Here is a 23,576-nt window from a genome sequence, read left to right as displayed (position 1 = left end):
TAAAGAATTTTATTTCCCTTTTGCACGCTGTAGTTATTAGTTTCCATTCCATTTTATATACTAAAAACTACTATAGCCACAAGCTTAACCACCTTAGACAAACTTTATTCCCTGCAAATTGAAAAAGTCCTTTTTTGTTATACCACTTTCTTTCATAGCCCATATATTAATTATAAATATTACTTCATATGTACTTACCCCCTACACCTATCTAAATGCATTTAGTATTGTATTTTATAATCTGGCTTGGTTTATTGCCACTTATAGTCTAGATTTTTATCCCACAGCAAGAAGGGAAGGTTTTAATGTTAATTTTAAAAATTTTTTTAAGTTAATTATAGTTTTTGGACTTGCTTATTTTTCCTCTTTTACATTTTTGACTCCACATCCTTATTCTTGGCAATTTCTACTCATGGTTTATATGGTCATATGTTTATTGCTCTTGCTTTTTAGATTATTCTTTTACTGGGCAAGAAACCTTGTTAGAACAAAAGAATATGTGCATACCAGAGCGGTTGTTATCGGAAGGGATAAAAACCTTAAGAAAATCCGACGCATTTTTGATATTCCAAAATATGGCTATCGGTATATGGGTTATTTTGACAATTCTAAATCAAACAGCCCTACCTATTTAGGTAACATTGAGAGTAGTTATGAATATATCTTTAAGAACAATGTTGAAGAAGTGTATTGCATGGCATCACGTTTGTCAAAAGACGAGATAAAGCACTTAATGAATATTGCCGACAACAGTTTAAAGAAGCTTAAGATCATTCCAGATAACAAGGAGCTTTTTTCAAGAGCTATGTCCATCGAATTGTATGACTCTGTACCCGTGTTAAACTTAAGGGCCTCACCATTAGACTTAGAATATTCCAATTTAATAAAACGCATATTTGACATCATCTTTTCTTTAATGGTCATCATTTTAATACTCTCATGGTTAACACCTTTGGTGTACATATTAATGAAGTTAGATTCCAAGGGACCTTTATTTTTTAAGCAGAAGCGTCATGGGGTCAATAAAAATACGTTTTGGTGTTACAAGTTTAGATCTATGACCAAAAGCGACGATAGTGACACCAAAATGGCTACAAAAAATGATATGCGTGTAACCAAACTTGGCAAAATACTACGTAAAACCAGTATAGATGAATTACCACAGTTCTTCAATGTATTAAAAGGTGATATGAGTATTGTAGGACCTAGACCGCATATGGAGGTACATACTAAAGAGTACGAAACATCTGTTGAAAAATACTTGGTACGTCACTTTTTAAAACCAGGGATAACAGGTTTGGCTCAGGTAAAAGGATATAGAGGAGAAATCATACGTAAATCGGACATCGTAAACAGAGTTCGCTATGATATTTTCTACATGGAAAAATGGTCTCTATTCTTTGATTTACAGATAATTATACTCACCGTTACTAATATTTTTATGAATGATAAAAAAGCCTACTAGACTACCTATTCATGGCCTATCCATATTTTAATTAAGTTTACATAACCATTACAAATTAAACGTTATATATTTCATATGAAATCTGCACTTAATAAGAAAAACCTAATAGTTTTCATTCTCCTACCCCTAATATTCTCATGTTCGCGAAGAAACTTAGGGTATTTTAGCAATTATGGTGATGAAAAATTGCTCACTGAAGACATTACCTTAAAACAAAAACAACCCATAATTCAAACAGGTGATTTATTGCAGATTTCTGTTACCGATGCCAATCCTGCAGCGGCAGCACCTTTTAATCGTATTTCTTCTAACACATCAACAACTAACTCGGCATCCGTTAATTCTCAAGAAGGCTATCTTGTAGATGAAAACGGCATTATAGATTTCCCCATTTTAGGTAGAATAAAAATTGGAGGGCAAACAAAGGCCGAAGCCAAATTAAGCTTAACCAATTTGCTGACCAATTACCTAGGCAACCCAATGGTGAGTATTAGGTATCTCAATTATAGAATAACCGTTTTGGGCGAAGTTAAAAGCCCTAGCACTTTCCTTGTGCCTTCTGAGCGTATTAATTTAATAGAAGCCTTGGGCATGGCCGGTGATTTGACCATTTATGGAAAACGAGAAAATATTAAGATCATTAACGAAGCTGACGGTGTACGTACCGTAGCCCAATTAGATTTAAACGACAAGGCCATTTTAGATTCGCCATATTTTTACTTACAACCCAATGATATTGTGTATGTTGAACCGGTAACCGCTCGTAAAGATCAATCTAGCCTTACTAGATCCAATATTTCATTGGTTTTAGGTATTATCTCAGCTGCATCTTTAGTATTAATAAATTTTAGATAGACCTCAACCCTATGTTTGAACTCAATTCAAGTACAGTGAACTCAGATAACACCAATCTAAGAGATTTTTTAGCTTCTTATATTAAACATTGGTATCTCTTCGCAATTGGTATTTTCTTATGTGTGTTGGCGGCCTTTCTATATTTAAGGTATAAAGCCATACCCCAATATCAAATTACCAGTACGATACTAATAAAAGATAAGGATAAGGGATCTTCAACTAATTCTGAGCAGTCCTTAGGAGATTTAGGCTTGGTGAAACCTTCCACTAATATTGAAGATCAAATTGGGATCATTACATCTTCTTATTTTATGGAAATGGTAATGGAAGAATTAGCACTCAATGTTAATTATAGTGTCGAGGGTCAAGTGAAAGACATTGCCATATATTGGAAAAACCTACCATTTTACCTTCTTACCAGTAGAGCATCGCAGCCCACATCTAGCATGCCCTTAATAATTACCCCTATAGATTCAATAAGTTTTAATCTAAAAAGTACCACGGCTTCTACAGAAGTCCAAGCCGGCACCTACCAATTTGGCGATACTATTTATACGGGCAAGAAATTTTTTCAGGTTCTTAAAAACCCACATTACACCAATGGTCAAATAGATGTAACCCCAATACAGACAAATTTCACCAATATTGAAGATATAGCCATGAGCTATAGTGGACAATTGATGGTAGAATCGGTAAACAAAACGGGGAGTTTACTATCGCTTAGTTTATTAGATCCTATCCCACTAAGGGGTAAAGATGTTTTACAAAAACTTATAGAACTTTATGCAGAAGAATCGGTTAAATATCAAAATCAATTGGCCATTGGTACTATTGAAGTTATAGATGAACGGCTAAAATTATTGACCGGTGAAATTACAAGTGTAGAAAATGACGTAGCAACCTACAAACAACAGAACCTTCTAACTAATATCAGTTCTGATGCCGCAGTCTACTTACAAAGCGCACAATTAGCGAATAGACAATTAGAAGAATACCAAACCCAAATAGACATCTTAAACTCTATAGAAAGTTATTTACGACAGAATGGTGATGAAAGGTTAGTACCTAGTTCATTGAATATACAAGACCCTACCTTATCTGGATTAATTTCTCAATTCAACTCGAAACAACTGGAGCGGAAGACACTTGTTCGCTCCACACCGGCAGATAACCCTTTGGTAGTTTCTCTAGACAGAACTCTAACAGATCTTAGAATAGATATTTTAGAAAACCTTAGAAATATTAAAGATGGCTTACTCATTGCGCAAAAAAATGTACAAGCTAATTCATATAGGGCTCAAGCCAAAATAGCAAAAGTGCCTACCGCAGAACGTGCTTTACAGACTATCAATAGAGATCAGGGCATTAAACAAGACCTGTATCTTTATTTACTTCAAAAAAGAGAAGAAGAAGCATTATCATTAGAAGCGCCTATATCAAATACACGTATAGTGGATCCACCTAAGGCAAGTCGTTTTGCGGTAAGCCCTAATAAAACTTCTATTTATTTAGGCGCCTTAATTTTTGGTCTATTTATTCCATTCTCTTTTGTTTTTGCCAAAGACCAATTAAACAATAAAATTTCTGGAATAGCAGATATAGAAAAATTGACCAACGCCCCTTTATTAGGTCAAATTTCGCACAACACCGATCGTAAAAATCTAATTGTTCATAAAAACAATACCAGTGCCATTGCAGAATTGTTCAGGCTCATGCGTTTTAACTTGAGTTATTTGACCATAGAGAAAGCAAATAAAGTTTTATTGGTTACTTCTAGTAATGCCGGGGAAGGGAAAACCTTTTTTACCATCAATTTTGCAGCTAGTTTGGCCCTTAGCGGTAAAAAGGTTGTTGCTTTAAGTTTTGATCTTAGGGCCCCTAAATTATTGCAACGTTTAGGTTTAAAAGAAAGTATCGGTATTACTGACTATATCGTAGATCAAAAATGGACCAGTAAAGATTTATTGGTCAACGTACCAAAATATGAAATTTTAGATGTCATCGGATCCGGTCCTATACCGGTAGATCCAGGTGAACTTATGCTTCATGAGAGAATAGGCTCGCTAATCGAAGAATTGAAACAACACTATGATCATATTATTATAGATTCCGCACCTATAGGTAAAGTAGCCGATGCTTTTGCTTTTGTGCCTAATATAGACGCTACTGTCTTTATAGTAAGGCAAGATTTTTCGCTTAAGAAGGATGTTAAAATTCTAAATGACATGTATAGTAATAACAAACTAAAAAATATGATGGTGGTACTTAACGATACTAAAGTCGGAAATAACTACGGTTATGGAAACATTGAATTAAATAATTCCCGAAAATAAACCGCTTGTCATAATTTTAAGGTGCGGTAATAGTAGAGGGGGGCTTGACCACAAGAATTTAGGCAGGATTATTTATAAAAATTGACTCCCAGATGTTTAAATTTTTTGGAATAGAACAAACAGTAATGAAATTAAATAACTTAAAATCATTAAAATGAAAGTTACATTTTACTTAGAGTCTAAAAAACTAAAAAGATTTAATTGGGAGGATATTAAAAATGATACTGTAGCTCTTGCCGGAACAACTGGACAAGCATTTCGATTGATTTATAACCTTCAAAAAAAAACTGAATGGGAAATTAATCTAATAGATACAGCATCGATACCAAACTATGGAAATGTCAAAACTTTTCAATGTGAAAATTTTGAACAGGGAATTCAAATAGCAAAAGAGAATAAAACGGATGTTCTAATTTTTACCTTAAGTCCCATTTTCAGGGAAGAAGACTTGAGAATAATGAAAGTTGCCAATGATGCAAATTTAAAAATGATTATTTGGTCAAAAAATCAAATGCACGAGTCCTATTTAAAGCTCTTTAATGAATTAAGTTCTATAAAAGTAATTGCAGGACCTTCAGCAGTTATGATGAATTGGTATCGTCATAAAAAAGCCTTTAAAAAAATGACCTTTATGCACAATGCTTTATATTTTAATCATGAACCTAAAAATTCAATTTTATATAACAAGAAGCAGTTTGTATATATCGGAGCACTAACAGAAGATAAGGGTTTTCATCATTTAGCAAAAGTTTGGCCAAATATTATAAAAAAAGAACCAGATGCTAGCCTTCTTGTTATTGGCTCTTCAAAACTATATAACATAAATGATAAGATTGGACCTTTAGGTATTACTTCTGAACGTTTTGAAAAGAATTTTATAATACCCTACCTAGGTAAAAGCCTAAAAGATATAGATAAAAAAAATGTAAAATTCCTAGGTTTGCAGACTTCAAACCAACTTTCTAATCATATTGCCTCTTCCTTAGCGGGAATTGTTAACCCTAATTGGGAAATATCACCAGAGACCTTCTGTGTGTCAGCAATAGAGATACAATCAATGTCCAAACCAATTATAGGAGGAAAAGTAGGAGGTCTCATTGAGGTAAGCCAAAATAATAAAACAAGTTTATTAATAAAAAATCATCAAGAACTAGAAACTGCCATCCTATTTTTTTTGAGAAATCCTAAAAAGGCTGATGAAATGGGAAAAAATGCAAAGAAATATGTACTAGAAAAATTTGATAAAAATCGCATTACTAACGAATGGATTGATTTAATTTCCAAAATTAATGAATCAAAACTAAAAAAAATACCAATAAAATATAATGACTCATTTATCAAAACTGGCATTAAAGAGGCTATTAGGAACATCAATAGGGTTTTAGATTAGTGATAGTTTCAAATAGCTCTTTAAAATTATCCACTATAATATGCTAGAAAAAAAACAAAATAATTTTAAGATTGATATTAAAGGAATAAATCTGAAAGCTATTGGTCAAGTTTTAAGTTCTCAATTACTCTTACAGTTTTTTAGTTTTGGAATTGGAATAATCTTAGTACGAGAATTACCGAAAGTAGAATATGCTATTTATTCAATTTTAATGTCAATTTTGGCTATACTTTCAATTTTATCTACTTCCGGGATAATGATTGGCTTTACGAAAATAGGAGGTGATATTTGGGATGACATACCAAAACTTTCCTCACTGATAAAAACTGCTTCTTCTATTAGAGGTTATATTACATTTGGAGCTTTTATCATTGCCGGTACATATGGTTATATATTATTAACCGAACAAAATGTCACTTTAAGTCACACAATATTCTTTTTAGTCTGTATTTTACTAATGGTCATACCAGAAATTTATAAAGCTTTCATAACAGAAGCGCTATTGTTAAGAAAAGAAATTGCTCCTGTTCAATTGGTTAAAATAATTACACAAGCATTTCGGTTAATAAGTATAGGAATCATATTCTTATTTTTCAATGAATACCTTTCAATAAAAATTATTTTAGTTGTAACAGTAATTAGTGTTTGGATAGGATACCTATATATTAGGAAAAGAAGTGAGTTTTTAATTAATTCAAAGGCAAAAATAGTTCAAAAGTATAAAAAAACACTACTACACTATATTAAGCTAATTTGGCATAATGAACTATTTTTTGCTTTTCAAGGACAAATATCTATTTTCTTAGTTGGAGCATTTTCTACTTCAAATAATTTAGCTGATCTTGGAGCATTAGGGAGGTTTTCAGTCATTTTTACTGTACTATCTTCTCTAGTTGGTAATATTTACGGTCCTCGATTTGCTATCACAAAAAACAAAAAACTTTTAAAAAAGCAATTTTATCAATTAATGATTTCTCTTAGTATAATATCATTCTTAATTATAATTGTAGCAATCCTATTTCCTAATCTTTTTTTGTGGATATTAGGTACAAAATATACAGGATTAGAACTTGAGTTAAGTTTAGTAATCCTATTAGGAACATTTAATCTATTTGTTACCAGCATATCCATACTAAATCAAACCAAAGGGTGGGTTAAATTTAGAACCTATTGGGAGATACCAATTAATATTTTAGTACTAGTTTCAGGGGTTATTATACTGGACATCACCAACTTAAAAAATGTTTTAATTTTATCAATACTTGTATCAATATCAAATATTATACTTTGTATTGCCAATAGCATTCATGGTTTTAATTCCTATACAAATATTGATTAATAAAGCTATTTTAAATTGACCTAAATAAAAATATTCTAGATTACCATTCAGAGTTGAGCATTTATTAATAAAAAAAACGAAAATTTAACCCTACAGAATATATATGCAACGTATAATTCAAAAAACAGACTTTACTTTTAGGTATAATTTTTTGAAGTTCTGCACCTCTTTTGTTAGAAAACTCTATTTACGTAGTATGGGCATGCATATTGGATCAAACATAATTATCCCGAAACTATATATTACCTGGCCAAATCGTGTTAGTTTAGGCAAAAATTGTCATCTAGAACACGATATTTTTTTTAAATATGATGGTATTTGGGGAAAAGAATTTTCTATTATTATTGATGACAATGTATTTATAGGGTCTAACTGTGAATTTAATATTTCCAAAAAAATTGTTATAGGCAAAGATTCAATGATTGCTTCAGGCTGTAAATTTATTGACCACAATCATTCAACTGAACTAAAACCTAAAAAACAAAGAATGGGCGATAGTAAAAAAGAAATAATTTTAGGTGAAGATGTATGGTTAGGTGTAAATGTTACTGTATTAGAGGGAGTCAATATTGGTAATGGAGCTATAGTTGCCGCAGGTGCAGTAGTAAATAAATCTATACCCCCAAATGAAATCTGGGGTGGTATACCTGCAAAAAAAATTAAAAATAAATCATAATATTTCAAAGTTTGTACTAATCAGTAACTAAAAAATGACCAAAATAGTAGTCTTGACACCAATTAAAAATGAGGAATGGATTCTAGATACTTTTCTTAAAACAACTTCTAGTTTTGCCGACCATATTTTACTAGCAGATCAAAATTCAGATGACAATAGTCTTACAATAGTTAAAAAATATCCTAAAGTTGATGTAATTCAAAATAATTCTAAAAAATTCAATGAAGCAGAAAGACAGAAACTACTAATAAACACGGCAAGACAAAAATATGGTAATAATAATATTCTTCTAGCTATAGATTCAGATGAAATAATTACATATAACTCGTTAGAATCTCAAGAATGGGATACTATAAAAAATAGCGAACTAGGAACAGTACTATATTTTGAAAAACCCACTTTTTTTAATGGTATAAATAAAGTTATACGCTATGAAACTCATGGTGGTTGGCCGTTAGGTTTTGTCGACAACGGTGATGAACATAATCCAGAATTCATTCACAGTACTAGAATTCCAATTAATCCAACATCTCCAAAATTATTTTTAAAAGAGATTAAATTTTTACATTGTAATTTATTGTCTTTACCGCGACAACGTTCAAAAGTAAGATACTATTGTATTTTAGAACGTTTAGCAAAAACTAAACCTTGGTATCATAGACTTATGATGTATCGTCATAATTACGATTATGCAAAACATGAAGGCGATGGCTTAATGTCTTCAACTAAGGACTGGACAGATGGTTGGTTAGACAAAGGTATTTTATTTAAAGAAGCGAAAATAATGCCATACTATTGGTTTGATAGGGAAGCAGTAAAATTGCTACAAAACAAAGGTTATAAGTACTTTTGGTTAGAAGATATTTGGGATGTTGATTGGAATTCAGTCGAAGAACATTTTGGTTTAGAACAACAAATTCATGCACCGCCAATGTTAATAACAATCTTTAGAGAGTTTCTCTACTTTTTGATGAAGTGTATTTTTACAACAAAAAAAATGCTACGTATTTAATAAAAATATAGTGTTGGGAATTAACTCTAATATTCAAACCTAGCCATTAAATATTAATCAACCAGACTTAAAGCATTAATTTAAATTACGACTCAAAAACTTCATTAATGCTATAAATTTATTAGAAAAATATGAAAAGAATATTAGTTACAGGGGGAGCTGGTTTTGTGGGCTCACATTTGTGTGAAAGATTACTTAATGATGGGCATGAAGTAATTTGTATGGACAATTATTTTACTGGCAGAAAAAGTAAAATTCTTCATTTAATGGATAATCCATATTTTGAGTTGATAAGGCATGATATCACCATGCCATACTTCATTGAAGTAGATGAAATATACAATTTAGCATGCCCTGCTTCACCGGTACACTACCAACATAACCCCATTAAAACTATTAAAACTTCGGTTTTAGGGGCTATAAATATGTTAGGTCTAGCTAAACGTGTAGGGGCAAAAATTTTACAAGCATCTACCAGTGAAGTATATGGTGACCCAGAAATGCACCCACAACCAGAGCATTATTGGGGGCACGTAAACCCTATTGGTATACGCTCATGTTATGACGAGGGAAAACGTTGCGCAGAATCTTTATTTGTCAACTATCATGAATCTAATGGTGTTGACGTCAAAATTATTAGAATATTTAACACCTATGGACCAAAAATGGAACCTGATGATGGTCGCGTAGTCTCTAATTTTATCATGCAAGCATTACAAGGAGAAGACATCACTATATTTGGTGATGGCAAACAAACCAGAAGTTTTCAATATGTGAGTGATTTAGTAGAAGGTATGATTCAAATGATGGAGACGGAAAAAGATTTTATAGGACCGGTAAACATCGGTAACCCAGTAGAATTTACTATGTTAGAATTAGCTGAAAATGTAATAGAATTAACTAAAAGTAAATCAAAAATAATTCACTTGCCATTACCTAAAGATGACCCTACACAAAGACAACCAGATATTAGTTTAGCTTTTGAAAAATTAAATGGATGGCAACCAAAGGTTCCATTAAAAAAAGGACTGGTTGATACCATCGCCTATTTTGACCAATTAATTAAGAGTTAGAATTTGTCAAGATTAAATGTAGTTTTTATTTGTGGTTCTTTAGAGCCCGGCAAAGATGGTGTTGGAGATTATACCCGAAGATTAACCTCAGAAATAATAAGACAAGGAAATGGCGCCAGTATAATAGCCTTGAATGATACCTTTTGTAAAGGAATAAAGAATGAAAATCAAATTAGCGACAACATAAGTATTTCTACTTTACGCCTTAGTTCTAATACTTCCATAAAAGAAAGAATTTACCAAGCTAAATTATGGATAAATGAAAGGAATACAGATTGGGTCAGTTTGCAGTATGTACCCTATTCTTTTAATTCAAAAGGAATTCCTATAAATTTAGCAATACAATTAAAAACTATTGGACATCACAAATGGCATATCATGTTTCATGAACTAGGAATTGGCATTGAAAGTGGTGCGAGTTTAAAACATAGGTTAATTGGAAAAATACAACTGTGTATAATAAAATCTTTAAGAAAAAAACTAAATCCCAAAGTTGTACATACACAAACACAGCCATATTTGAAACTTTTAAATGATCTCAATGTTAAAGCTATATACCTACCATTATTTTCAAATATTCCAAATGAAAATATAATATTAAAAGAAAAAGATATTAATTCAGAAATTATATTTGTTCTATTCGGTGGCATTCATAGCAATGCCCCAATCGAAAATTTTGTAGCTGAAGCAATTTTATATTCAGAAGAAAAAAATATCAAGATTTCTTTACTTACGATAGGAAGAAATGGCAACCAACTAATAAAATGGATAGATTGTGCCAAAAATCAAGGATTACAAATTATAAATATGGGTGAACAATCCCTTTCTAGTATTTCCAAGACATTATCACGTTCCACTGTTGGCATAACAACAACACCATTACCATTAATAGAAAAAAGTGGATCAGTCGCAGCTATGTTAGCTCATAAACTACCTATTGTTTGTGTTTCTAGAGATTGGAATATGAAAAATCGAAACATTCCTCAATTTAAATATATATACTACTACCAAAAAGGAAATCTTGAAATTATCATTGAAAACCTCATGAAAAATATTTTAAACGATAATTATCCAAACGGCCATCAGGTATCACAAATTGCAAATACATTCTTAACCAGTTTAAAAGGTAAACAAAGTAATGGCAACGCTTAATTATTTATGGAAAAATAGAGCAAAATTCCCTTTAGGATCTAATCATTTTTTTAGAGCATGGGCAAAACGTGTTATTTCACTACCTGAATTGCTCAGAAAAAATAGAAGAAGAAGAGCTCTTATCAGAAAAGGAGCTTTAATTTCCAAAACCGCAGAAATAGGTGAAATACAAATTGGCGGACCTAAAAAATTATTTAAAGTTGGTTCTTTTTCTTTTTTAGGTAAAGTGAATATTTCCCTTCACCATGAGCTTCATATTGGCAATAATGTATGCATTAATGATGGTGTAGAAATACTAACGGCATCTCATGATGTTGAAGATCCTTTATGGCAACATATCAAGGCAAAAGTTACCATTGAAGATTATGTTTGGATTGGTACCGGAGCATTAATCTTACCAGGTGTTACTTTGGGGCATGGTTGTGTGATAGGCGCAAGGGCTGTAATAGCTAAATCTGTTGCTCCAGGGCAAATTGTTGTTGGAAATCCAGCAAAACCAGTTTCAAAAAAAAGAAGTGAAAATTTAAATTACAATCCATGTGAGTTTCTAGTGCCAAATCGCGCTTGGCTAGTGGGATAAATCAATATTATTATGAAAGTCATTTTTTCTAACATCACCAACAACACTTTTGCTCGTTCTGCCGCTTTAGGTTTAACCAAAGCCAAGCTCATGGCAAAATACTACACTACCATTGCAGTTTTTGAAGGTAATTTTTGGGACAGATTAAGTTCTATTACTAAACTGCAAGAAATACAACGCAGAAGGTTCGATCCAATGTTAGAACCATACGTTAACACCAGACCATGGCGTGAAATAGGTAGGCATATAGCTAGTAAAGCCAAAATATCCAGCTTAACAAAACATGAGACTGGCTTTTTTAATGTTGATTCTGTAAGTAAAGAATTAGACCAAAGGGTAGCAAAAAATTTAAAAAAAGCATTAGATGCAGGTGTTCGAGGTGTATATAGTTATGAAGACATGGCACTGTATTCTTTTAGAGAAGCAAAAAAGCATGGCATAAAATGTTTATACGACCTACCCATAGGTTATTGGAGAGAAGCCCACCGGCTTTTAAAAATTGAACAATCCGCATGGCCAGAATGGGCTTCAACTTTAACTGGGTTTAACGACTCAAAAAATAAACTAGCAAAAAAAGATGAAGAACTTGAGTTAGCAGATGCCATTTTTGTTGCTAGCACCTTTACCGCCAACAGTTTAAAAGCCTACCCAGGTAAGCTAGCACCAATACACATTGTACCTTATGGGTTTCCTCCAGTTATAGATAAGCCTAGAGATTATAAAAAAGATGATTCTAGAAAACTAAGACTTCTTTTTGTAGGCGGCTTGTCTCAAAGAAAAGGAATAGCGAATCTATTTAAAGCCGTAGAAGGTTTAGATGAAGAATTAGAGCTTACCATTGTAGGTTATAAAGCTAGCCAAGATTGCAAGCCATTGGACCAAGCGTTAAAAAAACATAATTGGATACCAACCCTACCACATGATAAAGTTTTAGAACTCATGCAACAAAACGATGTCTTAGTTTTCCCTTCTTTATTTGAAGGCTTTGGTCTAGTTATGACAGAAGCAATGTCTCAAGGAACACCTGTAATTACTACAGACCGTACCGCAGGACCCGATATTATGACCCATAATAAAGATGGCTGGCTTATTGAAGCAGGTTCTACTAAAGCTTTAAGGGAGCAAATTGAATATCTTATTGCCCATCCAGAAGAAATTGAAGCAGCCGGAAAAGCAGCTATTGAAACAGCTAAGAATTGGACATGGGATGACTATGGTAGAAAATTAACCGAAGTAATTGAAAATACCCTTAGCAGTTAAATTTCATTTATGACCAAAAAAATAATATTTATAAATTCTCATCCAATACAGTATTTTGCCCCTATGTACAAATACATGAATGAACAAGGGGTAAATACCGAGGCTTGGTATTGTTCGGACGAATCTATAAAAGGAGGTTTTGACAAAGAGTTTGGCGTCAAAATTACATGGGATATTCCATTATTAAATGGATATTCTTACCAGTTTTTTAAAAATTATTCTTGGAAGCCGTCAATATCGAAAGGTTTTTTTGGGCTAATAAATCTTGGATTAATCAAGCAATTGTTTAGCGAACCCAAAGCTGTAATAATTGTACATGGATGGAACTATTTTACCCATTTTATGGTTTTAATGTTGGGTAAACTTAAAGGGCATACCATATGTCTGAGGAACGATATGCCATTGAGCCATGAGCATTACAAAAAAGGTTGGAAGCAAAAAGTGAAAAAAATTGGCTTAAAATATATTTTGTTTCCTAGAATAGATAACTTTCTTTATATAGGGTCACAGAACAGACTGTTTTATGAAAGTTACTCCGTTAAAGAAAACAGATTGGTCTCATGCCCTTATGCAGTAGACAATGATAGATTTAAAGCCCAATTTAAAGCTATAAAACCTAATATTTCTATTATAAAAACAAAGCTCGGTATTCCTGCAAGTGATAAAATCATTATTTTTTCAGGAAAGTATATTGATAAAAAAAGACCACTTGATCTATTGCATGCTTTCAACAGTTTAAATAGTCCAAATTGTTGGCTTATTATGGTGGGAGAAGGGGATTTAAGAATCTCTATGGAGCGCTACATTGAGAAACACCAATTAAAACAAGTAATACTAACCGGATTTGTAAATCAATCAAAAATTGCCGAGTACTATGCTATTGGGGATCTTTTTGTTATGTGTTCATCATTAGGTGAAAATTGGGGATTATCTGTAAATGAAGCCATGAATTTCAATACTCCTTTATTACTTTCAGATCTTACAGGTTGTTCTGAAGATTTAGTTATTCAAGGTGAAAACGGTTACACTTTTAAAACTAAGGATGTTATTGAACTTAAGAAGAAAATGGAGGAAATACTAATAAAAAACTCTTTAACATTACGGACTACTTCAGAAGAAATAGTAGACAACTATAGTTTTTTAAGAATAACCAATAATTTAAAAAACTTATTGTAAGATTTTTTTACAATCAATTAAGAATATGCTAAATAAATCCAAAATCAATTCACAACAAATTATTAAAATTGGTATTTGGATTTATTTTTTTCTATTACTTTTTGAAGGAGGATTGAGGAAATGGATTTTACCCACTTTAGCAGGACCATTAGCATTGGTGAGAGATCCTATAGCTATATTTTTAGTATTGTTTTCATTAAGACAAGGGTTTTTATCAAAAAATAACTACTTAATTGCAGCTATTTTTTTTGGAGTAACTGCTTTGGCTACTACTTTTTTAACCGGTCATGGAAACCTTGGGGTTAGTATTTATGGCGCAAGAATTATGCTAATACATTTTCCAGTTATTTTCATAATTGGAAAGATATTCAACAAAGAGGATCTCCTTAAAATGGGCAAAATTATGCTATGGATAGCAATACCTATGAGCATTTTAATGATATTACAATTCTATAGCCCACAGTCTGCTTGGGTGAACCGTGGAGTCGGTGGCGATTTAGAAGGCGCAGGTTTTTCAGGAGCGCTTGGATACTATCGACCTCCGGGAACCTTCTCTTTTATTACCGGTCTAACCCAATTTTACGGTCTATTAGCATGTTTTGTTTTTTACTTTTGGTTACGACCCGGCATTGTTAATAAATATTTATTGATAACAGCCACTATAGGTTTATTAGCTGCTATACCTTTTTCAATTAGTAGAACCTTACTTTACCAAACAATTATCATATTTATATTTAGCGTATTTGTTGTTTCAAGAAAAATAAAAAACCTTCCCAAGCTAGTGTTTGGAGGTATTGGTATTGTTGCCGTATTGATATTTCTAAGTACATTAAGTATTCTTGAAACCCCCATGGAAGCGTTTACCTCTAGGTTTGTAGGTGCTACCAAATACGAAGGCGGTGTCAGTGGTACATTGATAGACCGTTATTTAGGTGGAATGTTCGAAGCTATACGCCCCGGTGAAAATCAATCAATATTTGGCAATGGACTAGGTAGTGGAACTAATGCTGGGGCGAAAATACTACTCAATACTGGAATGCATAAAATTCATTGGGTAGAAGAAGAATGGCAACGAATTACATATGAATCAGGCATAATTTTAGGTTTCGGTTTTATATTCATAAGAATTATTCTCGGAGTTCAATTATTTGCATTAGCCTTTCAAAGGCTTATTAAAGATTCTATCTTACCTTGGCTATTAGTAAGTTTCTGTCTTATATTATTACCAAACGGTCAATGGGGACAACCGGCCTCTCTTGGTTTTGCAATAATTGCTACTGGTTTAACGGTAGCTTCCTTAAAAAAGTAGCTATTAATAAAATATTAAATCTTGAATATTATTTTTTTTTCACATCCAAAATTTATAGGTCATCAAAGTATGCCGCGATATACCCATTTGCTAAGCAAAGGGTTGAAAGAAATTGGCTATACCACCGAAGTTTGGTCACCAATTGCCATTGCTAGTACTTTACCAGCACCTAAGGCTTTTAAAAAATGGCTTGGTTATATTGATCAGTATTTGTTTTTCCCTTTAAGCGTTAGAAAGAAGTTAAGAACCGTAAATAAAAATACTTTATTCGTTTTTACTGATAACGCTTTAGGGCCATGGGTGCCATTAGTTAAAAAATATAAACATGTAATTCATTGTCATGATTTTTTAGCCCAGCGTTCTGCATTTGAAGGCATTGATGAAAATAGTACAGGGTATACGGGAAAGCTTTATCAAAAAATGATTCGTAATGGATATTCAAAAGGCAAAAACTTTATATCTGTTTCTAAAAAAACACAAACGGATCTACATCGATTATTAGGGTTTACACCTAAAATATCTCAAGTAGTTTATAATGCCATGAACAGAAGTTTTTCGCCGCAACCCATAGCAGAAACAAGAATTTTATTAACCAAGCTAACTGGTATCTCATTCAACAAAGGATTTATTTTACACGTAGGCGGTAATCAATGGTATAAAAACAGAGTTGGTATTGTTGAAATTTACGACCAATTACGGCTTAGATATAAAATTGAAATTCCATTACTATTAATAGGCACTCCACCAGATGAGAAATTAAAAGATCTAATCTCAGCCTCTTCATTTCGCAAAGACATTCATTGTTTATCCAATTGCACAGATGAAATGGTCAAAAATGCATATGCTGGTGCATCTTTGCTACTTTACCCTTCTTTAGACGAAGGTTTTGGTTGGCCTATTGCAGAGGCTATGGCCTCTGGCTGCCCAGTAATTACAACCAACCAACCCCCAATGACAGAAGTAGGCGAAAATGCGGCATTTTATATACCCAGAAGACCAACGAGGAACCATGTTGAAAAATGGGCTTTTGAAGCTTCTAGTATAGTTCACAAAGTATTGACCCTTAGTCCTGAAAGTCGTAATAAAACTATTACAAATGGATTAAAAAATGTAGAGCGTTTTGAGCAAGAAAAAATGATTGCACAACTAGACAACATCTATAATCAAATCATGTCTCAACCATAACACGAGGTATTTATTTTAAGCTATAATTAGTATTGTTTTAATCTTATGATCAAAATATTAAATGTAATTACAAGTATGGACCCCATTTATGGCGGTATGTGCCAAGGTATTAGAAATAGTATTGGGTATTTAGATCAAAATGAAATTATTAGCGATGTAGTTTGTTTAGATGAATCAGATGCTGAATACTTAGATAGTGATAATTTTAAAATTTTTGCATTAGGTGGTAAAGCCACTCCATGGGCGTATTCGAAAAATCTTTTACCATGGTTAACTAAAAATATAACCAATTACCAAGTAATCATTGTACACGGTTTATGGCAATATCAAGGTTATGCTGTTAGAAAAGCGTTGAATAAAATAAAAGGTGAAAAAGAGGGCTCTCCAAAATTATTTGTTATGACCCATGGTATGATGGACCCTTATTTTCAAAAAGCTCCAGAACGTAGACTCAAGGCAATTCGAAATTCATTGTTCTGGAAAGCAATAGAAAAAAAGACAATGAATAGTGCAAACGGAATACTTTTCACATGCGAAGAAGAGCTATTGCTTGCCAGAAAAACATTTAAAGGGTATAATCCTAAAAAAGAACTGAATATAGGTTACGGTATTTTACCACCGCCCCCAAAAAACTTAAATGATATTAGCTCCTTTAAAAAACGACATGCTATATTACCCGATGAAGAATATTTGCTCTTTTTAAGTAGACTACATCACAAAAAAGGTTTGCTAAATTTATTGAATGCCTATTCCAAAGGTTTAAAAAAAGATATGAAGTTACCTAAATTGATTTTAGCCGGACCTGGTATTGAAAGCGAATTTGGTCAACAACTCTATGCCTTGGTAGAAAAAAATTCTCAATTAAAGCAACAGGTTACATTTATTGGAATGATTTCCGGTGCCGAAAAATGGGCATCGTTTTATGGTGCCAAAGCCTTTATTTTACCAAGTCATCAAGAAAATTTTGGTATTGCCGTCGTAGAAGCCTTAGCATGTAAATGTCCTGTAATCATCTCTGACAAAGTAAATATTTGGCGCGAAATAGAAAAGGGTAATGGTGGCATTGTATCAGAAGACACAGAACTAGCTACTTTTGAAGCACTTAAAAAATATAATTCGTTATCACACACAGAAATAACGAAAATGAAAGAAAGTGCATTTAACGTATACATAGACAATTTCACCATGGAAAAAACTTCCCAACAATATATTAATGCCATTACAGATGAATCAATCTAAATCTAAGGTTTCATTAAAGAATTTTGATGCCAGTATAGGATTAGACCGTGGTGCCAGTAAAATTAAAGAGATTATTTGGTATCTATTTAAAACGTTTTTTTTCCTATCTGCATTACCCTACCCTAGTAGATTGAAAGTTAGCATATTAAAAATGTTCGGCGCAAAGGTTGGTCATGGCGTAGTAATTAAACCTAGGGTAAATATTCATTTTCCTTGGAAATTAAGTATAGGAAGTAATGTATGGATAGGTGAAGAGGCATTTCTTCTAAATTTTGAGCCATTGCACATTAAGGATAATGTCTGTATATCGCAACGTAGTTTTTTATGTGGTGGCAACCACGATTATAAAAACCCTACTATGCCTTACAGAAATGGTCCTATCACCCTAAAAGAAGGTTGTTGGATAGGCGCCAACTGTTTTATAGCCCCAAATGTAACTATTGGAACGGATACCGTAATAACGGCAGGTTCCATAGTTACTAAAAGTGTCAAAGAAAATCTAGTGACCAGTATAACTCCTGAAAATTTCAGCAAACACCGTTGGGTCTAGTTTGGGTTTTAACCTTAAAATAGCAAAGAAGACCCGTTTATAATTTTCACCATAAAATACCTTTTTTTCTTGTCCATTCCCGGACCCCTCCTCGGGTTACATCAGTAGATATATTCTATCACAATATATTTATTCATAACGTTTTTAAACATACATAAGCAACCAACTAAATAGTATTATTTTGAAAAAAAGAATCCTTTTAATAGGCTACAATTATTCACCAGAGCTTACAGGCATAGGCAAGTATAGTGGTGAAATGATGGAGTGGTTGTCAAAAAAGGGCCACGAATGTTCTGTGATAACAAGTTACCCTTATTATCCGCAATGGAAAGTACAAGCGCCTTATCAAAAAAATAAATACTGGTATTTAAAAGAGAATGTAGAAATTGGGCAAAACCAATCACGCATTAAAATTTATAGATGCCCCATGTACGTTCCCAAAAAACCTACCGGACTCAAACGCATACTTTCCGACGTTAGTTTTTTTACATCTGCATTGCTATTACTGTTGTATTTTTTATTCAAGAAAAAATTTGATTTAGTTATTTCAGTTGCACCAACATTTCTATCGGGTGTTTTAGGTGCTTTTTATAAAATACTTAAAAACACCAGACATATACACCACATACAAGATTTGCAGATAGAGGCTGCCTTAAAACTCGGCATGATAAAGTCTAAATATCTTATCAGTTTATTATTATATGTTGAATGTTTCATTTTCAGAAATTCAGATAGGGTTAGCAGCATATCATTGAGTATGATCGATAAAATTGAAAAGAAATGTAAGAAAAAGGTGTTTTATCTTCCCAATTGGACGGACAATTCTTTGTTTTTCCCTATGGATAACAAAGCTGAATTAAAAAGAAAATTCGGATATAATAAAGAAGATAAAATTATTGTGTATTCAGGGGCTATTGGAGAAAAACAAGGTTTGGAAATCATACTCAATTCTGCCAAAGAATTTATTAAAGACAAACATATCAAATTTTTAATTTGTGGTTCGGGTCCATATCAATTGGTATTAAAAGAAAAAGCAAGTCTATTAAATTTAAATAACATTACGTTCTTGCCTTTACAGCCGAAAGAAGTATTTAATGATTTTTTAAATATGATCGACATTCATCTGGTCATTCAAAAAACCAATGCCAGCGATCTTATGATGCCGTCTAAACTTACTACCATTTTAGCTGTGGGCGGTATAGCCCTAATCACCGCTAATGAAAATACTGATTTGTATAGATTGGTTCATTCGCACAATATGGGGCATATCATACAACCAGAAAATGACACTGCTCTAACATCAGGGATTAATTATCTTATTTCAAATAAAAATTTGTCTACTCTGAAAAAAAATGCCCACATATATGCCTCACAATTTTTATCCCTTGATTATATTATGCAAGATTTTGAAAATAGGATATTGCTTGAACGTTCGTCTACCTAAAATAAGTAACTTTAGAAATGGGTGTAAATTTTAAAGAAATAATTTATTCCATTAAAACCAAGCTTTTAAAGCCTTCACTTTACAATTCTTTTTTGAAAACTGAAAAAGAACTTTTAAGTGAATCTGTTAATGACCTAAATTTTAAAAAAAGGCAAACACTTGTAAAACACGCCTTCAAAAATTCCGCATTTTATGGCAAAAAATATGCGAAAGTGTTAGATGACGTTGACCTTATAAGTGCTGAAGATTTTCTTAAACTACCGCCACTTACTAGAGAAGAATTAGCAAATAATTTCAATAGCATTAAGGTAAAAGGTTTAAAACCGTGGCAAATTCGTAAAGTAACTTCTTCTGGCAGTACAGGGCAACCCGTTTCCGTATTACATGATTTAAGATTCCCTATTAGTTCTTTACAATGGCGCATTTTAAGTTGGTGGGGTGTTAAACCTTACGAAAACCAAGCTTTTATCTATAGATACAAACGCTCTTTATTGAAAAGGATAGGTAATACTATTATGTGGTGGCCAACAAGAAGAATTTTTTTACCAGGGGCAGAAATGAATTTAGCACATGTAAAGAGGTTTGTATTAAAAATAAATGGACTAAAGCCAGCGCTCTTACAAGGTTATGTTGACGTTATGTATGAATTTGCACTTTTTCTATTAGACCACAACTTAAAAATTCACCCCCCTAAAATGGTTTGGGTGACATCTGCACCTTTACTAGAACATCAACGTAGAATTATGGAAAAAGCTTTTGAAGCACCGGTATGCGACCAGTATGGAAATACCGAAGTTTTATTGATAGCTGCAGAATGCCCAAACCAAACTGGTCTTCATATTTTACAAGATGCCGTACATATTGAATATGTTGATGATAATTACCAACCTGTACCACCAAAAGTTACAGGAAAAATATTAATAACCGATTTAAATAACTACGCTTTTCCTTTAATACGGTATGAAGTAGGTGATCGTGGTCAATATTCTTTAGGACAATGCGAATGCCATATACCCTTACCTATTATGTATGCGGTAAAGGGCAGACAAGCAGTCACCTTACAACTACCGTCAGGTCTAGGAATAAAAAGTGAACATTTACATTTACTTTTTGAAAAACAAATTAAAACCATTAGAGAGATACAATTGCTACAAAAAAAAGATTACTCGGTAGAGCTACATTATATACCCCAAATAAATTCAACTACTACTCATGAGGTCAATAATATTATTAAGTCTTTAGTCCATAGAACAAGAAATGAAATAAAAATAACACCCATAAAAGTGAATAGCGTTAAAATTCTAAACAATAAAAAACCTTTGATTATAAGCGAATTGCCTAGATAATAAATTAAGTATTATCTTAAAAATTCTATGATACCTACTGAACCTATTAAAAATTCCATTAAAAAATATTACTCGTCATTACTAGACAGACGGTATCACTTTATCTCTAACAGACAAGCATTAAAAGCTTTAAAACATATTGAAAAACAAAAAGGAAAACTACCTATACAATTAAAAAAAGTAGTACGGCAATATGCTCAAGAAACTTTAGGCTGGAAAGGTTACGCACCTTGGTTATTAGTGTACTCGGCAATCTGCGGAAAATTTAAAAAAGGATGGATACCAGACAATTATTACAGAATGGTAATCACCCCAAAATTACAGGGCGAATATGGAAAAGTATCTTTTTTAAAACCCCTTACCAAACCACTTTTTCAAACTGATACATTAGTGGATATTGCCTATTTTATCAATACTGATTGGTTTGATCATAACTACAAAAAATTATCGACACCACAGGTAGAAAAATTAATAGGTAAACAGACAAATAAAATAGTTTTTAAGGTAGATAACTCTTTTCAAGGAAAAGGCGTAAAGGTTTTTAATACAGAAGATTTAAACTTAAAGACGATAGAGAATATTGGGAACGGTACCCTACAACGATTTGTTGAGCAACATGATTTTTTTAATCAATTTCAAACCAACAGTACCGCAACAATTCGATTAACAACTGTAATTGACAAAACCGGAACAGCATCTTTACGAGCAGGTTATTTGCGCTTAGGCAGAACTAGGGATACACATATTTCATCTAAAACTCATATAAGAGTACCCATTGATATAGCAGAAGGCACACTAGAAGAAGTAGGTTACCTACCCAATTGGTATACAATTACCAATCACCCAGATTCTAAAATTGAATTTAAAGATAAAACCATACCCAACTTTAAGACATGTGTAGAAGAAGTAAAAAAACTTCACTTAAAGCTCCCCATGGTGCAATGTATAGGATGGGATGTAATAATCGACAAGCATTCTCAAATGGCCCTAATGGAATGGAACGGTTATGGTAACGATATAAAATTCTCTGAAGCTACACAAGGACCATGCTTTAAAGGTTTGGGGTGGATAGATTAAGGAAAGTGACAACTCTATATTGAGATTCCATATTAAACTTCACGATTTTTTCACATACGAAATCTCTTAATTTTAAAAACGTTTAAGGACATGTATTTAAAACTATTTAAAAGAGTAGTCTCTAAGGGTACGTATAGACCTGAAATAGATGGTCTTCGATTTATTGCTATTATAGCGGTACTTATATTTCATGTAGATGCCTTTCTTACACTCTATATGGACAAGGCTTCTGCATTATCCAGCTTATGGTTTACAGGGCATTATGGAGTTCCCCTCTTTTTTAGTATTTCCGGTTTTGTATTGTCTTCACAGTTATTGAAAACTAAAAAATTTAGTTATAAGCAATATTTAATAAGGAGAATAGAGCGTATTGAGCCGCCTTTTTTAATAACCACCATTGCATTTTACTTATTACTAAGCTTTAGAGACGGATTTGATCAGGAAAAAAATTATAGCTTATTTCGGGTATTAACATATACCAGTAATTTTGACACTAATTTAATTAATGTAGTTACTTGGTCTTTAGAAATAGAGGTCGTATTCTATTTATTATTACCATTGCTATACCTATTAGCAAAAGATACTATTTGGAAATGGTCTGTACTTGCCGTATGCACTTTTGTTTTTTCACAATTTTATAGACTGCCTTTTTTAAATACCTATTTTCATTGGTTTGCCATAGGTATTATCATAGCTATTTTGGAAACAAAAAAAACATCTTCTTTTTCTTATAAATTATTGGGGCAAACAATTACTTTATTATGTTTGATACTTTTTTTTGGTCTTGCCCATTATGAAACCTTACTAGTAATTGAAATAGTACAACCCATTTTACTGTTCTTTTTTTTATATGGGGTTTTAATACAGAAATACTTTTTAAAATACCTGTCTTTTACCTCTTTCACAATAGTTGGCGGGGCATGTTACATTATTTACCTCATACATTTTCAAGTTATTTCAGTAACAGGTCATTTACTGATACCTATTATAGCTCATAGGGAAATACTTTCATTAGTTTTAGTAGTTGTTACTACATTACTCTGTTTAATGGCATTCCCAGTTCTAGAAAGACCGTTTATGAAAAAAGGATGGTGGAAGATTAAAAGTTGAAATTT

General features: G+C 32.5%; 20 protein-coding genes. All 20 read left to right on the top strand.

The window, feature by feature from the left end; translation table 11 throughout:
- The first annotated feature begins 118 nt into the window (after nucleotides 1-118).
- The 20 genes from YQ22_RS10430 to YQ22_RS10335 all read left to right on the top strand — a co-directional run bounded on the left by YQ22_RS10430 (nucleotide 119) and on the right by YQ22_RS10335 (nucleotide 23,571).
- Nucleotides 119-1,465 (top strand): undecaprenyl-phosphate glucose phosphotransferase, encoded by a 1,347-nt coding sequence (locus YQ22_RS10430; RefSeq protein WP_071341159.1) that lies wholly within the window; start codon nucleotides 119-121, stop codon nucleotides 1,463-1,465.
- Between the two features lie 75 nt (nucleotides 1,466-1,540).
- Nucleotides 1,541-2,320, top strand: a complete 780-nt coding sequence (locus tag YQ22_RS10425) for a polysaccharide biosynthesis/export family protein (RefSeq protein ID WP_071341158.1) — start codon at nucleotides 1,541-1,543, stop codon at nucleotides 2,318-2,320.
- 11 nt (nucleotides 2,321-2,331) lie between these two features.
- The gene (locus YQ22_RS10420; protein ID WP_071341157.1) at nucleotides 2,332-4,653 is read left to right on the top strand and encodes a GumC family protein; all 2,322 of its coding nucleotides are present in this window, start codon (nucleotides 2,332-2,334) and stop codon (nucleotides 4,651-4,653) included.
- Nucleotides 4,654-4,807: 154 nt separating this feature from the next.
- On the top strand, nucleotides 4,808-6,043 hold the full coding sequence (locus tag YQ22_RS10415) for a glycosyltransferase family 4 protein (protein WP_071341156.1): 1,236 nt from the start codon (nucleotides 4,808-4,810) through the stop codon (nucleotides 6,041-6,043).
- Nucleotides 6,044-6,083: 40 nt separating this feature from the next.
- Entirely contained in the window at nucleotides 6,084-7,382 is a 1,299-nt protein-coding gene (locus YQ22_RS10410; protein WP_071341155.1) for a hypothetical protein, read from the top strand.
- A 103-nt stretch (nucleotides 7,383-7,485) separates the two neighbouring features.
- A complete protein-coding gene (locus YQ22_RS10405; RefSeq protein WP_071341154.1) occupies nucleotides 7,486-8,058 on the top strand; it encodes an acyltransferase in 573 nt (190 codons plus the stop codon).
- Between the two features lie 34 nt (nucleotides 8,059-8,092).
- Nucleotides 8,093-9,070, top strand: coding sequence for a glycosyltransferase family 2 protein (locus tag YQ22_RS10400; RefSeq protein WP_071341153.1), 978 nt, complete (start codon nucleotides 8,093-8,095; stop codon nucleotides 9,068-9,070).
- 131 nt (nucleotides 9,071-9,201) lie between these two features.
- Nucleotides 9,202-10,143: a UDP-glucuronic acid decarboxylase family protein gene (locus YQ22_RS10395; protein WP_071341152.1), complete on the top strand. Its 942-nt coding sequence runs from the start codon at nucleotides 9,202-9,204 to the stop codon at nucleotides 10,141-10,143.
- Nucleotides 10,144-10,146: 3 nt separating this feature from the next.
- A complete protein-coding gene (locus YQ22_RS10390; RefSeq protein WP_071341151.1) occupies nucleotides 10,147-11,295 on the top strand; it encodes a hypothetical protein in 1,149 nt (382 codons plus the stop codon).
- The gene (locus tag YQ22_RS10385) at nucleotides 11,282-11,875 is read left to right on the top strand and encodes an acyltransferase (RefSeq protein ID WP_083414233.1); all 594 of its coding nucleotides are present in this window, start codon (nucleotides 11,282-11,284) and stop codon (nucleotides 11,873-11,875) included. The genes YQ22_RS10390 and YQ22_RS10385 overlap by 14 nt, the downstream gene beginning before the upstream one ends.
- Nucleotides 11,876-11,887: 12 nt before the next feature.
- Nucleotides 11,888-13,135: a glycosyltransferase family 4 protein gene (locus YQ22_RS10380; RefSeq protein WP_071341150.1), complete on the top strand. Its 1,248-nt coding sequence runs from the start codon at nucleotides 11,888-11,890 to the stop codon at nucleotides 13,133-13,135.
- 9 nt (nucleotides 13,136-13,144) lie between these two features.
- Nucleotides 13,145-14,311, top strand: coding sequence for a glycosyltransferase (locus tag YQ22_RS10375; protein WP_071341149.1), 1,167 nt, complete (start codon nucleotides 13,145-13,147; stop codon nucleotides 14,309-14,311).
- Nucleotides 14,312-14,336: 25 nt separating this feature from the next.
- Entirely contained in the window at nucleotides 14,337-15,620 is a 1,284-nt protein-coding gene (locus YQ22_RS10370) for a hypothetical protein (protein WP_071341148.1), read from the top strand.
- Nucleotides 15,621-15,641: 21 nt separating this feature from the next.
- Entirely contained in the window at nucleotides 15,642-16,805 is a 1,164-nt protein-coding gene (locus YQ22_RS10365) for a glycosyltransferase family 4 protein (protein ID WP_071341147.1), read from the top strand.
- A 45-nt stretch (nucleotides 16,806-16,850) separates the two neighbouring features.
- On the top strand, nucleotides 16,851-18,044 hold the full coding sequence (locus YQ22_RS10360; protein WP_232231163.1) for a glycosyltransferase: 1,194 nt from the start codon (nucleotides 16,851-16,853) through the stop codon (nucleotides 18,042-18,044).
- Complete coding sequence (locus tag YQ22_RS10355) at nucleotides 18,031-18,594, top strand: WcaF family extracellular polysaccharide biosynthesis acetyltransferase (protein WP_071341146.1); 564 nt, start codon at nucleotides 18,031-18,033, stop codon at nucleotides 18,592-18,594. The genes YQ22_RS10360 and YQ22_RS10355 overlap by 14 nt, the downstream gene beginning before the upstream one ends.
- Nucleotides 18,595-18,775: 181 nt before the next feature.
- Nucleotides 18,776-20,038, top strand: coding sequence for a WcaI family glycosyltransferase (locus YQ22_RS10350; RefSeq protein WP_071341145.1), 1,263 nt, complete (start codon nucleotides 18,776-18,778; stop codon nucleotides 20,036-20,038).
- A gap of 92 nt (nucleotides 20,039-20,130) precedes the next feature.
- Nucleotides 20,131-21,384, top strand: a complete 1,254-nt coding sequence (locus tag YQ22_RS10345) for a phenylacetate--CoA ligase family protein (protein ID WP_156894557.1) — start codon at nucleotides 20,131-20,133, stop codon at nucleotides 21,382-21,384.
- 27 nt (nucleotides 21,385-21,411) lie between these two features.
- On the top strand, nucleotides 21,412-22,461 hold the full coding sequence (locus YQ22_RS10340) for a sugar-transfer associated ATP-grasp domain-containing protein (protein ID WP_083414232.1): 1,050 nt from the start codon (nucleotides 21,412-21,414) through the stop codon (nucleotides 22,459-22,461).
- 90 nt (nucleotides 22,462-22,551) lie between these two features.
- The gene (locus tag YQ22_RS10335; RefSeq protein ID WP_071341143.1) at nucleotides 22,552-23,571 is read left to right on the top strand and encodes an acyltransferase family protein; all 1,020 of its coding nucleotides are present in this window, start codon (nucleotides 22,552-22,554) and stop codon (nucleotides 23,569-23,571) included.
- Nucleotides 23,572-23,576: the final 5 nt, after the last annotated feature.

The sequence above is a fragment of the Maribacter sp. 1_2014MBL_MicDiv genome (assembly GCF_001865655.1).
GTDB classification, from domain to species: Bacteria; Bacteroidota; Bacteroidia; order Flavobacteriales; family Flavobacteriaceae; genus Maribacter; species Maribacter dokdonensis.
This window is presented reverse-complemented; position numbering and strand designations above follow the sequence as displayed.